The organism is Pseudomonas sp. GW823-FHT05G12 (assembly GCF_058795575.1).
Genome location: NZ_CM179501.1, coordinates 4,242,603 through 4,258,196, shown reverse-complemented (window position 1 = coordinate 4,258,196; position 15,594 = coordinate 4,242,603). Strand labels below are relative to the sequence as shown.

Genomic DNA, 15,594 nt, shown 5'->3' with positions numbered 1-15,594 from the left:
CCAAGAACAACAACAGAGTAACCATCATGTCCCGATTTCTTTTCCGTGGGGCCACTTGTGGCCTGCTGTGCGGCTGGCTGCCTGTGGCCGGTGCCGCCGGTTTCATCGAAGACAGCAAGCTCAAGCTGCAGTTGCGCAACGTGTACTTCAACGAGAATTTCCGTGACGAGCAGGGTATGAGCGCCCGCGCCGCCGCCACTGCCAAAAGCGAGCGGGTGGAATGGGCTCAAGGCTTTCTGCTCGATTACCAGTCCGGGTTCACCCAAGGCACCCTCGGCCTGGGTCTCGACGCCTTGGGCCTGGTCGGCTTCAAGCTCGACTCCGGCCGTGGGCGCAGCGGCACCGGGTTGCTGCCAGTGCATGACGATGGCCGCGCGGCCGACGAATTCGCCAGCGCCGGTATCACGGCCAAGGCCCGCCTGGGCAGCACCGTGGTCAAGCATGGCACCTTGCTGCCCAAGACGCCGGTACTGGTGTACAACGATGCACGCCTGCTGCCGCAGACTTACCAGGGAACCCAGCTGACCAGCACCGACATCGACAACCTCACCCTTACCGCCGGCCACCTGGATCGCTTCAAACAGCGCGACTCATCCGATAGCACCGGGTTGTACCTGGACGGGTATGGCGGCCCAGCGTCTGGCGACTTCAGCTTCGCCGGTGCTGACTACGCCGTCAGCAAGCAACTGCGCCTGAGTTATTTCCATGGCGAGCTCGAGCATTTCTACCGCCAGGACTTCGCCGGGCTGGTGCACGATCTGCCGCTGGGCGGCGGTGTGCTGACCACCGACCTGCGTTACTTCAAAAGCCGCGACAGCGGTACGGCGTATGGCGGTGGCATCGACAACGACATGTTCAGCGGCCAACTGTCGTACGCCCACTCCGGGCATACCGTCGGCGCAGGTTACCAGGTGCTCGACGGTGAAGCGGGGCTGCCGTATATCAGTGGGGCAACGGTCTATTCGTTCAGCAACGTCGGCATCGGCAAGTTCATCGAGGAAGAAGAGAAGACCTGGATGGCCAGCTATGCCTACAACTTCGCTGCCGCCGGGGTACCGGGGCTGACCTTCATGACGCGCTACCTGAGTGGCGACAATGGCCGTTCAGGTAGCGAGGGCATCAAAGAATGGGAGCGTGACGCCGAGATTGCCTACGTGGTGCAGGGCGGACCGCTGAAAGGGCTGGGCGTAAAGCTGCGAAACTACGTGTATCGATCAGATTTCGCCCGCGGCCGAGACAGCAATCGCCTTTACCTGACCTACGATATCGCCATCTGGTGATGGCGCAGGCCGGACAAGATATCCGGCCCTGAACCGCCTGAGGCGCCGTGGTTCAGCGGCGCAGCAGGCGAGAGACCACCAGTGTGACGGCGGCGGTGATGGCCAGTGCGGCGAAGGGCTTTTCCTTGACGAACGAGGACACCGTGTCCAGGGTGTCGCCGTAGGTCTTGGTCACCTGGCCTGCGGCCTGACGCGCATCGCCTTCGGCTTCCAGCGCCGGGTCTTCGACCAGGCGACCTACGGCGCTTTGCGCCTTGCCAGCCAGGTCCTCTGCTACACCTTCGATCTGTTCGCGTTTCATGATGGCTTAGTTCCTTCCTGTGAGCGGCTTTGGGTTAACAGCACAGGGTTAGGGCGGTGAATCGTCGCAATGGTTCAAAGCGACTGTTTGTCACCTGCAGGTCATGCGCGCCGGCAAAGGGTCGCACCTGGCATGAGCGCGCGAGGTTAGCGCGCCTTCTTTTCGAGGATCCGCGCCCCGGTCCCTTCCTTGCCCAGCACATCCTCGGGGTTGCGCAGCGGGCAGTCCTCCAGCGACAGGCAACCGCAGCCAATGCAGTTGTCGAGGCTGTCGCGCAGTGCTTCCAGTGTGCGAATGCGGGCATTCAGGTCTTCGCGCCAGGCCGTGGACATCTCGCTCCATTGTGCGGCCGTGAGCTTGCTGTTGGGGGCATAACGGCTGAAGGCCTGTTTGATTTCCTCAAGCGGAATTCCCGTGCGCTGGGCTACCTTGATGATCGCCAGGGTACGCAGCACCAGCGAGGGATAGCGGCGCTGGTTGCCTGCCGTGCGGACGCTGGCGATCAGCCCCTTGGTTTCGTAGAAGTGCAGCGCAGATACCGCCACGCCGCTGCGCTTGGCCACTTCACCCACTGTGAGCATCCGTGTGTTGTCCGCTGCCATGCCTGTTGACCTCAAGTAAAGTTGAGCTCTTATAGTCCTGCCCGATCTTCCCTGCAACCGCTTTCCCTGTTATCGGAGCTGTGCATGAACAAACGGACGTTACTGGCCTGGGCCGGCGCTGTTGCCGGTGCGCTGGCCGCTGCCTATGCGCTGGTTGGAAGCGGCTCGGCGCCGCCCGCTGCGGCGGTGTGGCCGGCGACCAAGGTGGCGCTTGCCACGGCCGAGCAGGTACAACTGGCGCGGCAGCGCTTTGCTTCGGGGGAGTTGGAGGCGGTCAACCAGGTGCAGGTGGCGGCCGAGATGGCAGGGCGTATTACCCGCATCGCCTTCGAATCGGGTCAGACAGTAGCAGCCGGGCAGTTGCTGGTGCAGCTCAACGACGCGCCCGAACAGGCCCTGCGCGTGCAGTTGCAGGCCAGGTTGCGTAACGCTGACGTGGTGCTGCAGCGCAGCCGCAAACTGCGCGCGATGAATGCCGTGTCGCAAGAGCTGCTGGACAACGCCGCCACTGCCGTGGACGTGGCCCGTGGTGAGCTGCAGCATGTCGAGGCGCTGATCGCGCAGAAGGCCATTCGCGCACCGTTTGCCGGCAAGCTCGGCATCCGCCGTGTGCATCAGGGCCAGTACCTGGCCGCTGGCGAGACCATCGTCAGCCTGGCCGACATCAGCCAGTTGCATGTGAACTTCGCCTTGGGCGAGCAGGCCGCCCCCGAAGTGCACGCCGGGCAAGTGCTGGCACTGACGGTGGACGCGGTGCGTGGGCAAGACTTCCAGGCCCGGGTGGTGGCGGTCGACCCGGTGGTCAGCAAAGCACGCCTTGTGCAGGTACAGGCGGCCTTGCCGAACCCGCAAGGGCAGTTGCAGCCGGGTATGTACGCCGGCGTGCGGCTGGATGCCGCGCAGCCGTCGACCGTGCTGGCCGTGCCGGAAACCGCGATCACCTACACCGCCTACGGGCAGACGGTGTTTGTCGCCACCCAGGACCCGCAGCATGGCACCCGGGTGAGCCGGGTGCAGGTAACTACCGGTGAGCGCTGGCAGGGGCGGGTGGAAATCACCTCCGGCCTGACGCCCGGTGACCGTGTGGTGGTTTCCGGCCAGCTGAAACTGAGTGATGGCATGCCGGTCGAGCCAGTGGCGCAGGACAGCCTGCAGGCCAGCCAGGGAGGGCGGCAGTCGTGAGGTTTACCGACGTCTTCGTGCGCCGCCCGGTGCTGGCGCTGGTGGTCAGCAGCCTGATCATCCTGATGGGGCTGTTTGCCATGGGCAAGTTGCCGATCCGCCAGTACCCGTTGCTGGAAAGCTCGACCATTACCATCAGCACCGAGTACCCCGGTGCCTCCGCCGAGTTGATGCAGGGTTTCGTGACGCAGCCGATCACCCAGGCGGTGTCGTCGGTCGAGGGCATCGACTACCTGTCCTCGTCGTCGCAGCAGGGGCGCAGCCTGATCACCTTGCGCATGGTGCTCAACCGCGATTCGACCCAGGCGCTGGCCGAAACCATGGCCAAGGTCAACCAGGTGCGCTATCGCCTGCCGGAAAAAGCCTACGACCCGGTGGTGGAGCTGTCGGCAGGCGACTCCACTGCCGTGGCCTATGTGGGGTTTGCCAGCGACAGCCTGTCGATACCGGAACTGAGCGATTACCTGTCGCGGGTGGTGGAACCGCAGTTCTCCGGTATCGACGGCGTGGCCAAGGTGCAGTCGTTCGGCGGGCAGCGCCTGGCCATGCGCCTGTGGCTGGACAGTGAACAGATGGCCGGGCGCGGGGTGACGGCGGCGGACGTGGCGCAGGCGGTACGTGCCAACAACTACCAGGCAACGCCGGGCCAGGTGCGCGGGCAGTACGTGCTGGCCGATATCCAGGTGGACACCGACCTGACCCGGGTCGAAGACTTCCGTGAGCTGATCATCCGCAACGATGGCACCGACCTGGTGCGCCTGCGCGATATCGGCACTGTCGAGCTGAGTGCGGCGGCCACGCAGACCAGCGCCACCATGGACGGCAAACCTGCCGTGCACCTGGGGCTGTTCCCTACGCCCAGCGGCAACCCTCTGGTGATCGTCGAGGGTATTCGCCAACTGCTGCCACAGATCCAGCAGACCTTGCCGCCTGGCGTGAACGTGGCGCTGGCCTATGAAACCGCACGCTTCATCGATGCGTCGATCCATGAAGTGCTGCGCACCTTGGTGGAGGCGATGCTGATCGTGGTGTTGGTGATCTGGCTGTGCCTGGGTTCGCTGCGCAGCGTGCTGATCGCGGTGGTGGCCATTCCGCTGTCGATGCTGGGGGCCGCGGGCCTGATGTTGATGTTCGGTTTCAGCCTCAACCTGCTGACCTTGCTGGCGATGGTGCTGGCCATCGGCCTGGTGGTGGACGATGCCATTGTGGTGGTGGAAAACGTGCACCGGCATATCGAGGAGGGCAAGTCGCCGGTCGCGGCAGCATTGACCGGGGCGCGGGAAATTGCCGGGCCGGTGATCGCCATGACCCTGACCCTGGCGGCGGTGTATGCGCCCATTGGCTTGATGGGCGGACTGACCGGCACGCTGTTCCGTGAGTTTGCCTTGACCCTGGCGGGGGCGGTGATCGTGTCCGGCATTGTGGCGCTGACCTTGTCGCCGGTGATGAGCTCGCTGTTGCTGCAACCCGGTCGGCAGCATGGCGCAATGGCCGCTATCGCCGATCGGTTGTTTGGTACGCTGAGCGGGGCCTATGGACGGGTGCTGGCCTACACACTGGCACACCGCTGGATCAGTGGCGGCGTGGCGTTGCTGGTGTGTCTGAGCCTGCCCTGGCTGTACCTGCTGCCACAGCGCGAGCTGGCGCCGCCCGAGGACCAGGCGGCGGTGCTGACCGCCATCAAGTCGCCGCAGCATGCCAGCCTCGAATACGCAGAACGCTTTGCGCTGAAGCTCGACCAGGTGATGAAGTCCATTGCCGAAACCACCGACACCTGGATCATCAACGGCACCGACGGCCCGGCCGCCAGTTTCGGTGGCATCAACCTCAGCGCCTGGCAGGCGCGCGAGCGTTCCGCCGCACAGGTGCAGGCGCAGTTGCAGCAGGCCGTTGCGGATATCGAGGGCAGCAGCATCTTCGCCTTCCAGGTCGCGTCGCTGCCGGGCTCCAGCGGTGGCCTGCCGGTGCAGATGGTGCTGCGCAGCGCTCAGGATTACCCCGAGCTGTTCCAGACCATGGAAGTGCTCAAGCAACGCGCCCGCGACAGCGGCCTGTTCGCCGTGGTGGACAGCGACCTCGACTACAACAACCCGGTGGTCAAGGTACGCGTGGACCGGGCCAAGGCGGCGAGCCTGGGCATCAGCATGCAGGCCATTGGTGAGTCGCTGGGCGTACTGGTGGGCGAGCAGTATCTCAACCGCTTCGCCCTGTTCGGGCGTTCTTATGACGTGATCCCGCAGAGTATCCAGGACCAACGCCTGACGCCTGCGGCGCTGAGCCGCCAGTATGTGCGCGCCGAGGATGGCAGCCTGGTGCCGCTGGCCACGTTGGTGCGCCTGGATATCGAAGTGGCACCCAACCGCCTGTTGCAGTTCGATCAGCAGAACGCCAGTACCCTGCAGGCAATCCCGGCCCCGGGTGTATCGATGGGCAACGCCGTGGCATTTCTGGAACAGCTCACCGCCGAGCTGCCACCGGGCTTCAGCCACGACTGGCAATCGGAATCGCGCCAGTATGTGCAGGAGGGCTTTGCCTTGATGTGGGCATTTCTCGCCGCCCTGGTGGTGATCTACCTGGTGCTGGCGGCGCAGTACGAAAGCCTGGTCGACCCCCTGATCATTCTGGTGACCGTGCCGCTGTCGATCTGCGGTGCGCTGCTGCCGCTGGCGCTGGGCTGGGCCACGCTGAACATCTACACGCAGATTGGCCTGGTGACGCTGATCGGCCTGATCAGCAAGCATGGCATCCTGATGGTGGCGTTCGCCAACGAGATTCAGGTGCGCGACAACCTCGATCGTGCCGCCTCCATTGTTCGTGCGGCGCAAATACGCTTGCGGCCAGTGCTGATGACCACGGCGGCGATGACTTTTGGCGTGCTGCCACTGCTGTTCGCCAGCGGCGCCGGCGCCAACAGCCGTTTCGGGTTGGGGGTGGTGATTGTGTGCGGGATGCTGGTGGGGACCTTGTTCACCTTGTTCGTGCTACCGACGATCTACGCCTGGCTGGCACGCGATCACCGGGTGAGCACGGCGCGGGCGAGGCAGTTGGTCGAAGCTGAAAGGCAACTGGGGGCGCTTTAGGGGCAACGGTCTGTTCATTGGCTGAAAGTTGCACCATCCCTGCACGAGCGGGTTCAGGCGGGGGAGCGGTCGCGGCGCATCTGGGTGACTAAGGTAAAGCGGTCATCCGGGTGCACGGTCTCGGAAACCGCCATCAAATCACCATTTTCCTCGCGGTAGTGGCGGATGATCTTCAGCCCCGGCGAGCCCGCCTCGGCCTTCAGCACCCGGGCCATTTCCGCTGTCAGCAACACCGCGCGCACCTGCTGGTCGACCACTGCGATTGCCCGGCCATAGTGCTGTTCGATCAAGCCGGCAATCAGCTGGTCAGGGTGCTCGCGGGCCAGCTCGATGACCGCGGTATAGTCGCGCTGTGCGTACACGTCGGTCCAGCACAGCGGCGCATCATCGTGCTGCCGGTCGACGCGGATGCTCGACACGCAGAAGTAATGCTCCCCCGGCACCAGCCCCAGCCTCGCCGCCTCGCTCAGGTCGGCGACAAAGTGGCGCACGCCCTGGATTTCCCGCTGCTGGGTGTCTGCCAGGTGCGCCAGCTCAGCCACGCTGGCCAACGACTGCGAATAGCCGCCGCGTGGGCTGCTGGCCTCCACCCGGGTGCCCACGCGCTTGCGCCGCGACACCAGCCCTTGGGTGAGCAACTGGTCGATAGCGGCACGCACCGTGTGCCGGCTCACATTGTAAAGGTCGCACAGCTCGAACTCGGTCGGCAGCAGGCTGCCTACTGGGTAGCGGCCGCTGGCAATCGCTTGCATCAAGTCCTTTGCCACGGTGGAGTAGCGCGTCGGGTTCATACCTTTGCTCGGGCTCGCCAATTTCATCGGTTGACAGTGTAACAGCGGCCGAATGCCGAACGCTCCGGCCGCCCACAGAGGTCAATGCTGCTGCCTGGCCCGCAGCAGCAACGCTGCCAGGGCACACCCGACCAATGCCAGGCACGCCAGGTAGAACGCATCACTGTAGGCCATCAGGTAAGCCTCTCGCCGAATGGTCGCCGCCACCGCTTCCAGCATTTGCTGCTGATGCGGCAGCCAGCTTTGCACCGTCTGGTTGATGCGCGCCTGCACGCTTGGCTCGAACAGCGTCACCTGCTCGTGAATGCGCTCACTGTGAAAGCGTTCACGGGTCGCCACCAGTTGCGTCAACCCGGCCGTGCCGATGGCGCCACCCAGGTTGCGCAACATCGAGAACACCGCCGAGGCTGAGCCGGCTTCACGCTTGTCCAGCCCGGCCACCGCCAGCACCGATAACGCAACCATGATGAAAGGCTGGCCAATACCACGCACCACCGTGGACGGGATGATCACGTTGTCGGCACTGTCGGCGCTCAGGCTAGCCCCCAGCCAGCAGCCCAGCGCCATGATCAAAAAGCCGCTGGCGACCATGAACTTGGCACTGGTCCAGCCCATCAGCCGGGGCATCAACGGCGCCAGCAGTAACTGCACCACGCCATAGGCGATCAGCGCCACGCCCACGTCGTGCGCGCTGAACCCCTGCAACTGCGACAGGTAGTTGGGCACCAGGAACACCAGGCCGAACGTGGCAGCGCCAAAGATGAACATCGCCACGCTGGCAACGCCGAAGTTGTAGTGCCCCAGCAAGCGCAGGTTGATGAACGCGCGCTGGCCGAACAGCTGGGTCACCACGAACACCACCAACGCAATGGCGGCGACCACGCTCATGCCGACGATGAGCGGCGAGCCGAACCAGTCCAGCCGGCCGCCTTCTTCCAGCACGATCTGCAAGCCGCCCAGGCCGATCACCATGGCCGCGATACCCAGCCAATCACCTTTGCGTAACAGTTCGAGCTTCATCGGCTTGGCCTCGATCGACCAGGCGATGGCCAACAGCAGCGCAATGCCGGGGAAAAGTTGCAGATAGAAGATCCAGCGCCACGAATAGGCATCGGTCAGCCAGCCGCCAATCGACGGCCCAGCGGCCTGCGCCACGCTGTTGGCCAGGCTGAACAGTGCCATGCCCATGGCCATCTTGCTGGCCGGCAGTTCGGTGATGATCAGCTGGAACGACAGGGGAATCAGCACCGCGCCCGCAGCCCCCTGGATCACCCGGATTACAATCATCGCCTCCAGGTTGGGCGCCCATGAGCAGGCCACCGAGGCGATCAGAAAGATGAGCGAGCCGGTCCACATGACCCGGCGCAGCGAGAACACGTCCACCAACCAGGCCGTCAGCGGAATCATCACGATTTCCGCCACCAGGTAGGCGGTGGAGATCCATGAGCCTTCCTCGAAGCTGGCACCCAGCGAGCCGCGGATTTCCGGCAGTGCGGCGCTGGTGACATGCACGTTCATGCCCGCCATGAAGCAGCCGAACAGGCCGCCAAGCACCGCTACCCAGGCACGCAGCGAGACCGTTTGCTCAGTGCGCATCGGCAACCTCTGCGGGGCGTGTGTCGACTGTACTGACCACCGACATGCCGGGCAGTACCTGCGGGCCATCCAGCGGTTTGTCGAGCAGAATGCGCACCGGGAAACGCTGGACGATCTTGGTGAAGTTGCCGGTGGCGTTGTCCGACGGCAGCAAGGCGAAGACATTGCCCGAGGCTGGCGAAAAACTGGCCACATGGCCATGCAGTGGCTGGCTGGCGAAGCTGTCGACACGTATTTCTACCGGTTGCCCGGGGCGCATGCGGGCCAGTTGGGTTTCCTTGTAGTTGGCCACCACATAGGCTTGCTGCAGGGGCACCACAGCCAGCAGCGGCTGGCCCGGCACCACGTACTGGCCGGTGCGCACGCGGCGCTGGCCGACCACGCCAGTGATCGGCGCGCGGATCACGGTGTCCTGTTCGTCCTGCTCGGCGAGCTGCTGGTGGGCCTGGGCGCGTGCCAGGGCCGCTGCCCGTTGTTGCAGTTCGGCCTCGGCCTGGGCTGACCGGGCCTTGGCCATGGCCAGTTGTGAGCGTTGCTGGCGCAGCGCGGCCTGGGCACCTTGCAGCGCGGCTTGTGCCTGGCTGGCATGGGCGCTGGCGGTTTCCAGGCGTTGCACGGTCGCTGCATCGTCACGCACCAGGCCACGGTAGCGTTGGACATCCAGTTCACTGCGGCGCTGTTCGGCGGTGGCGCTGCGCACGACGGCCTCAGCCTGGAGGATGGCTTGCTGTTGCAGGTCGATGCGCTCGGTCGCTACCTGTTGGCTGGCCTGGGCGGCGGCCAGTGCCGCCTGTGCCTCGGTCACGCCAGCCCGGGCCTGGTCGAGGCGGGCGCGGTAGTCGCGGTTTTGTAGGCGCACCAGCACATCACCGGCTTTCACCGGCTGGTCGTCAGCCACCTCGACCTCGGCTACGTAGCCCGGCACGCGTGGGCTCAGCGCCACCCAGTCGGCGCGGACATAGGCATCGTCGGTGGTTTCCAGATAGCGGCCGGTGCTGAACCAGTAGCTGGTGAAGGCCAGCAGGGTGATTGTGGCCAGGCTGCCGCTGGCGATGACTGCCAGGCGGCGACGGGTTTTAGCGCTCGGCCGCTGTTCAGTTTCGGCGGGTGAGGGTTTGTCTACGGCAACATTCATGGTTGGTTTCCATTCTCGAATTGGGCCTGCTGGCTGTCGGTTGTGGGAGCCACTGTCTTGCTCAATTTCTAAAAGCTGGCGCGATTGGTGGGGGAGCGGGCTTGCCCGCGAACACGGGCGAAGCCCGTGCCATCCACCGCGGTGTATTCTTCTCGGGTAAACCCGCTCCTACAGTGGGCGGTGCTCGCTGCTGGTCTTGCGTCTCGCTACCACCGCCCGCCCAGCGCGCGGAACAGGTTTACCTGCGCTTGCGCCAGGCGCCCTCGGGCTTCTGTGTGGCTGGCCCGCAGGCTGATCATTTCGCGCTCGCTGTCGAGCAGGGCCAGCCCGTCCACGGTGCCGGCACGGTAGTTACCCTGGGCCAGGGCAAAGCTGTGCTGGCTGTGCGCCAGGGCTGCGTCCAGCGCCTGCAACCGTTGTCGCTCGCCGTCGTAGCGGGCCAGTGCCTGGCGCACGTCTTTCAGCGCGCTCAGCGCCACGCCGTGGTAACGGGCGACCTGCGCCCGCTGCAATGCCTCGGCTTTGCTCACCCGTGCGCGGTTGGCCTTCAGGTTGGGAAATTCCCAGCGGATCAGCGGGCCAATCCCGAACATCACCGCGCGGCTGGCGCCGAGGTTGGCAAGGTGATGGTCCGAAGACGTCAACGAAGCGCCGAAGCTGACCTTTGGGTAAAGGTCGGCCCGCACGATGTCGGTCTCCAGGGTGGCCGCCTGCAGTTCCCGTTCGGCCTGGCGCACATCTGGCCGGCGTTCGAGCAAATGCCAGCCATCGCCAGCCGGCAGCGGCGCCGACAGTGTGGGGATGGCTACGCAGGTCGTGGCTTCGGCCACCGAGGCCTGGCCACTGAGCATGCTCAGTTCGTAAAGCGCCATCTGCCGCCGGGCTGAGAGCATCGGCAGTTGCGCACGCACCTGCTCCCGCAAGCCCAACAGGCGCTCGCTGTCGAGGGCAGTGGCCACACCGGCCTGGCGCTGACGCTGGCTGAGTTGCACGCTGTGGTCGAGGGTTTGCAAGGCCTGCTTCGCTGCCTCCAGGCGAGCCGCGTAGGTGCACTGGTCGATGTAGGCGCGGGTGGTCTGGGCGACTACCTGCAGGCGTACCAGGTCTAGTGCCGCAGCGCTGGCTTCGGCTTGCACCCGGGCACGTTGGATGGCGGCGCGTACCTGGCCCCAGATATCCACCTGATAGGCCAGCTCGATGCCCGGGTTGAATTGCCATTGTGACGGCGCGTTGCTGTCGGTCGCCTCGGCCAGCGTCTGGTCATCGGCGCTTCTTCCATAGGTAGCGGCAACGCCCATCGCGGTAGACGGCCAGCGCCTGGCGTCGAACTCGCCGATGCCGGCCAGCATGGCCTGCACGTTGGCCTCGGCCTGTGCCAGGCCTTGGTTGTGCGCCAGGGCTTGCTGTACCCAGCGGTTGAGTTGGGGGTCTTGATACAGTGCCCACCAGCGTTCGGGCAGGGGCTGTTTGCTGACGCTGGCCGGCATGTTCGCCAGCGGGTCTGCCAGCAGCGCTAGAGGTGGTTCGGCAGGCGTGGGTTGGTGGCCGCACGCCGCGAGTGCAGCAAGCATGCCGAGGGCTGTGGCAAGCCGGGCAGGGCCGGGAAATGAGTGCAGTAAGGGCATCACGATTGTCGCTCAAGGGTCGTGATACGAGGTTAACGAGGGTTGCATGGGCGTCGCTGTCGCAAGCGGGACAACCCTGCGCGCAAGCGGGACAACCTGAGGCTCAGTACTCGCGCGCGGTACCGTTTTGCCAATCACTCGGCGCATGGCCGAGGATGCGCTTGAACATGGCAGTAAAGGCGCTGGCGCTCTGGTAGCCGTGCTCCAGCGCAACGTTCAGGATCGGCTTGCCATCGGCCAGGCACTGCTGGCTGAGCATCACCCGGGCACGGGCGCGCCATTGGCCATACGACATGCCCACCTCGCGCTGGAACAGCCTGGCCACACTGCGGGCACTCATGTTCAGTTGTGCGCCGCATTGCTCCAAGGTCAGGTCCTGGGCCGGGTCCTGCAGGAAGCGCTCGCACCAGGCACGCAGGCGTGCGTGCTGCGGTGTCGGGACGAAGGCATCGATGCGCCGGGCGGCGGCGAGTTCGTACAGGATCAGCGCCCGAGCATGCGCACCGTCGCGCAGGTTCAGCACCCGTGACGCCGCCAGGATCAGTTCGCGCAGCAGGCCGGACACGACGATGACCTGGCAGCGTTCGATGTGGGCGTCGAGCAGCAAGGTGCGCATGCAGACCACGCCTTCCATGCGGATGGCATGGCTGACCCCGGCGGGCATCCACAAGGCATGCCCGCCGGGGATCACCCAGCTGCCGCCTTCGCTGCTGACCCGCATCACGCCGCTGGCGGCGTAGATCAGCTGGTCTTCGGCGTGGCAGTGGCTGGCCACTTCATCGCCGTGTCCGTAGTCCCTTTCCAGTGCTTGCATGCAGGCCATCCTCGTTATTGGATCCAATTATATCGAGGCGACCCTGTGCCGGGTTGCGAAGTGTGGGCTACGAGCGAATTGCCATGATTAGAAATGGCTGTAAGGCGATTTTTTATGGTTAATTATTGCTGTGAAGTCAGCGACTACAGCTTGAAAGTGGTGAGTGTTGTTAAATCCAGACATCGCTCTCTGCTGTGCGATTCCCCCCTTCATGACCGGTATTCAGAATGCCCCGCGGTTCGATCATCATCAGTTTCGCTTCGCCTTGCGCAGCGGTCCGGTGCTCGACGCCGCGGGGCACAACATAGAGTTCCCTGGGGTTCACATGCACGCAGCCATCCGGCAGGTCGATACGCAGTGTGCCTTCCAGCACCAGGAATGCTTCGTCGGTCTCCGGGTGCGCGTGCCAGATGAATTCGCCTTCGATGCGCACGACCTTGAACTGGTAATCGTTCATCTCGGCAACGACCCTGGGGCTCCATTGCTGTTCGATAAGCGCTGCCTTGTGGACCAGGTTCACTGGCAGGGAGGGATGTGGGTGACGGGACTCAGGCATGACAGTTCCTCGGAAAGTGGAGTGTTCAGCCTATCGCTCCGGGCGAGTCCGGTTCTTGTACGATCCTGCAAGCCTGTTCTCACGGGGGGCGCGGGCGCCTGCGGTAACTCAGCGTGACGCTCGCAAACGCTCCAGCCAGCGTAACGGCGGTACGCCATAGCAGCGGGTGAAGTGCCGGGTCATGTGGCTCTGGTCATGAAAGCCTGCGGCAAGGGCGGCGTCGACCAAGGTGAAGCCGTCCAGGATCATTCGGCGCAAGCAGTCGAGGCGGCGCAGGGTGACAAAGCGATAGGGGCTGGTGCCGTACAGCGTGCGAAAGTCCCGCGACAGGCTCCAGCGTTCGCGGCCACTGGCCTGTTCCAGCATGTTCAGTGTTATGCCCACATGCAGGTGTTCCATGATGAAGGCTCGGGCGCGTTCGGCTGCCTGGTAATCCAGGCGCTTGCGCCCGCGCGGCTTGCCGCCGACGGCCCGCAAGGCGATCGCCAGGTCATACAGGGCGTCCTGTTCTTCCAATGGTTCCAGCGCGTGGTCCACTGCCTGTACGAACGCTTCGCTGGCGTGGTACAGACGCGGGTCGCTGGACAGCCCGCCAGCGATGAAGGGCAAAGGCTGACCACCCAGCACGTTCTGGATCAGTGCCGGGTCGACGTAGGCCATGCGGTAGCGAAAGCCTGCGTCGGTGCCGGCCATGCCGTCATGCAGTTCGTCCGGGTGCAGCACCAGCGTGTTGCCCGGTATGCCGTGGCGCAGCGAACCCTTGTAGTGGAAGCTTTGCACGCCGGCCAGCGTACGGCCGATCGAATAGGTATCGTGGCGATGCGGGTCGTAGCCGTGGCTACCGAACCAGGCTTCGATACGCTCGATACCGCCCGGTTGGGCACTACGGATGACCCAGTCGGACGGCGGTAGGGGCTTCGCTTTGCGGGCCATCGCGGTCAGTGCCTCCTGCTCACGCCCGGGTGGACAGGCTCATGTGCAGCAAGGGGAACGGGCGACCTTCGCCATCCAGTGGTGAACGGCCAGTCTGGACGAAGCCATAGTTCTGGTAGAACGCTGTTGCCTGTGGGTTCTGCTCGTTGACATCGACACTCATCGCACTGCGTGACTGGCGGCCGAAATCCAGCAATGCACGGCCAATGCCCTGGCGGTGGCGCGCTGGGTCGACGAAGAGCATTTCCACATGGTTTTCATTGAAGCCGATAAAGCCCAGTGGCTGGTCATCGGTGTCTACCGCAACCCACAGCTCGACGGCCGGGAAGTACACGTCGCGCAGCTGTGGCAACAGTGCGTCGATGTCGGAGGGTTGCAGGAATTGGTGCGTCGCGCGAACAGCGCGCAGCCAGATGTCGAGCAGCTGCGGGTAGTCTGCAGCGATGCCTTGGCGAATGATCATGGTGTCATCCTGAGTGTATTGATGGCGGATGGGCGCGCCAGTGAGCGGCGGCCATGCAAGGGTCGGCATCATGAATGACCGCTTCGCGAGTCAACGCCTGGGCGGTGCACGGCAGGGGAGGCCGGAAGGGAAGAGAGCGGAAGATTACCCCGGTCGCGCAGTAGGGGGCAATGGCGATTGCATAGGGTGCAGTGCAGGTTTCGACTCGGCTAGGATGCATGTCGAGGCTGGTATTGAACCCGAACAACAAGCACGGCCCGGGAGCACCCATGAACCGCAACGAACTGCGCAAAGCCGATATCAACCTGATGGTGGTGTTCGAAGCGCTGATGCAGGAACGCAACCTCACCCGTGCCGCGGAGAAGCTGTTCGTCGCCCAGCCCACGGTCAGCGCCGCGCTGGCCAGGTTGCGTGCGATGTTCAACGACCCGTTGCTGGTTCGAGTGGGCAACCGAATGGAGCCCTCGGCCAGGGCCGAAGAGGTGATCAAGTACCTCACGCCAGCCTTGGATGCGATGTCTGTCGCCCTCAGCATGACCCATGATTTCGATCCGCTGACCAGCAGGATGACCTTCCGCATCGGCTTGTCCGATGATGTCGAGTCGGGCCTGCTGCCGCCGCTGTTGCGGGCGCTGCGGGTGGAGGCGCCAAACGTGGTGGTGGTCGTGCAGCATGTGGACTACTGGCGCATTCCGGACCTGCTGGCGGCGGGCGACGTGACGGTGGGTATCAGCCAGACCAAGGGCCTGCCTGCCAATGCCAAGCGCAAGGTGCTACGCACCCTGCAAGCCAGGGTAGTGCGGGCCGACAAGTCCAGCACGCCGCTTTCACTGGATGAGTTTTGCCAACGTCCGCATGTCCAGGTTTCGCCAACCGCCAACACCCAGGGTGTGGTCGATGACTGGTTGAAAGACATCGGCCGTGAACGCAAGGTGGTGTTGTCGGTGCCGCAGTTCAGTTCGCTGCCGGCGATTCTGGCCGGTACCGACCTGCTGGCCTGTTGCCCGGACTATGCCGCACAGGGTATGGAACGCTGGGGCAACCTGCAGGCCGAGACGCTGCCGTTCGAGACTGCTGCACTGGAGCTGGCCATGGTCTGGTTGAGCACCACCGACAGCGACCCGGCCGAGCGTTGGCTGCGTAGTCGCCTGGAGCACTACATGGGCGGACTACGGGAAGCGGTCATGGGATGATGGCTTTGCATCGTGCTGCAACTGGCTGCCGATGAAGTGAAAG

Annotated in this window: 14 protein-coding genes; 4 read left to right on the top strand and 10 right to left on the bottom strand. The window is 64.4% G+C overall.

What is annotated here, in order from left to right; all coding sequences use genetic code 11:
• Positions 1 to 26 precede the first annotated feature (26 nt).
• Positions 27 to 1,280 (top strand): OprD family porin, encoded by a 1,254-nt coding sequence (locus AC3RCM_RS19440; protein ID WP_020193320.1) that lies wholly within the window; start codon positions 27 to 29, stop codon positions 1,278 to 1,280.
• A 52-nt stretch (positions 1,281 to 1,332) separates the two neighbouring features.
• Here the strand turns inward: AC3RCM_RS19440 and AC3RCM_RS19435 are convergent, their stop codons facing one another.
• Together AC3RCM_RS19435 and soxR are read right to left on the bottom strand one after the other, a co-directional pair.
• On the bottom strand, positions 1,333 to 1,581 hold the full coding sequence (locus tag AC3RCM_RS19435) for a CsbD family protein (protein WP_003247275.1): 249 nt from the start codon (positions 1,579 to 1,581) through the stop codon (positions 1,333 to 1,335).
• Positions 1,582 to 1,727: 146 nt separating this feature from the next.
• On the bottom strand, positions 1,728 to 2,183 hold the full coding sequence (soxR, locus tag AC3RCM_RS19430; RefSeq protein WP_003247276.1) for a redox-sensitive transcriptional activator SoxR: 456 nt from the start codon (positions 2,181 to 2,183) through the stop codon (positions 1,728 to 1,730).
• Positions 2,184 to 2,267: 84 nt separating this feature from the next.
• Between soxR and AC3RCM_RS19425 the strand changes: the two genes are divergently transcribed.
• Positions 2,268 to 3,365: an efflux RND transporter periplasmic adaptor subunit gene (locus tag AC3RCM_RS19425; protein WP_064491000.1), complete on the top strand. Its 1,098-nt coding sequence runs from the start codon at positions 2,268 to 2,270 to the stop codon at positions 3,363 to 3,365.
• Positions 3,362 to 6,445 (top strand): MexW/MexI family multidrug efflux RND transporter permease subunit, encoded by a 3,084-nt coding sequence (locus AC3RCM_RS19420; protein WP_409322765.1) that lies wholly within the window; start codon positions 3,362 to 3,364, stop codon positions 6,443 to 6,445. Before AC3RCM_RS19425 ends, AC3RCM_RS19420 begins: the two co-directional genes overlap by 4 nt.
• A 53-nt stretch (positions 6,446 to 6,498) precedes the next feature.
• On the opposite strand, the gene AC3RCM_RS19415 is transcribed toward AC3RCM_RS19420, so the two are convergent.
• The 8 genes from AC3RCM_RS19415 to AC3RCM_RS19380 all read right to left on the bottom strand — a co-directional run bounded on the left by AC3RCM_RS19415 (position 6,499) and on the right by AC3RCM_RS19380 (position 14,358).
• Positions 6,499 to 7,236: a GntR family transcriptional regulator gene (locus AC3RCM_RS19415; RefSeq protein ID WP_409322764.1), complete on the bottom strand. Its 738-nt coding sequence runs from the start codon at positions 7,234 to 7,236 to the stop codon at positions 6,499 to 6,501.
• Positions 7,237 to 7,317: 81 nt separating this feature from the next.
• Positions 7,318 to 8,832, bottom strand: a complete 1,515-nt coding sequence (locus tag AC3RCM_RS19410) for a DHA2 family efflux MFS transporter permease subunit (protein WP_409322763.1) — start codon at positions 8,830 to 8,832, stop codon at positions 7,318 to 7,320.
• A complete protein-coding gene (locus AC3RCM_RS19405; protein ID WP_198748423.1) occupies positions 8,822 to 9,967 on the bottom strand; it encodes an HlyD family secretion protein in 1,146 nt (381 codons plus the stop codon). Before AC3RCM_RS19405 ends, AC3RCM_RS19410 begins: the two co-directional genes overlap by 11 nt.
• Positions 9,968 to 10,173: 206 nt before the next feature.
• Entirely contained in the window at positions 10,174 to 11,592 is a 1,419-nt protein-coding gene (locus tag AC3RCM_RS19400) for an efflux transporter outer membrane subunit (protein ID WP_081273141.1), read from the bottom strand.
• Positions 11,593 to 11,695: 103 nt separating this feature from the next.
• Complete coding sequence (locus AC3RCM_RS19395) at positions 11,696 to 12,406, bottom strand: AraC family transcriptional regulator (RefSeq protein ID WP_392509945.1); 711 nt, start codon at positions 12,404 to 12,406, stop codon at positions 11,696 to 11,698.
• A gap of 169 nt (positions 12,407 to 12,575) precedes the next feature.
• Positions 12,576 to 12,962 (bottom strand): cupin domain-containing protein, encoded by a 387-nt coding sequence (locus AC3RCM_RS19390; RefSeq protein ID WP_492629081.1) that lies wholly within the window; start codon positions 12,960 to 12,962, stop codon positions 12,576 to 12,578.
• A gap of 108 nt (positions 12,963 to 13,070) precedes the next feature.
• Complete coding sequence (locus tag AC3RCM_RS19385) at positions 13,071 to 13,895, bottom strand: AraC family transcriptional regulator (protein WP_492629080.1); 825 nt, start codon at positions 13,893 to 13,895, stop codon at positions 13,071 to 13,073.
• Positions 13,896 to 13,914: 19 nt separating this feature from the next.
• Positions 13,915 to 14,358: an acetyltransferase gene (locus tag AC3RCM_RS19380; RefSeq protein WP_492629079.1), complete on the bottom strand. Its 444-nt coding sequence runs from the start codon at positions 14,356 to 14,358 to the stop codon at positions 13,915 to 13,917.
• Positions 14,359 to 14,627: 269 nt separating this feature from the next.
• Between AC3RCM_RS19380 and AC3RCM_RS19375 the strand changes: the two genes are divergently transcribed.
• Positions 14,628 to 15,551, top strand: a complete 924-nt coding sequence (locus AC3RCM_RS19375) for a LysR family transcriptional regulator (RefSeq protein WP_010953076.1) — start codon at positions 14,628 to 14,630, stop codon at positions 15,549 to 15,551.
• Positions 15,552 to 15,594 lie beyond the last annotated feature (43 nt).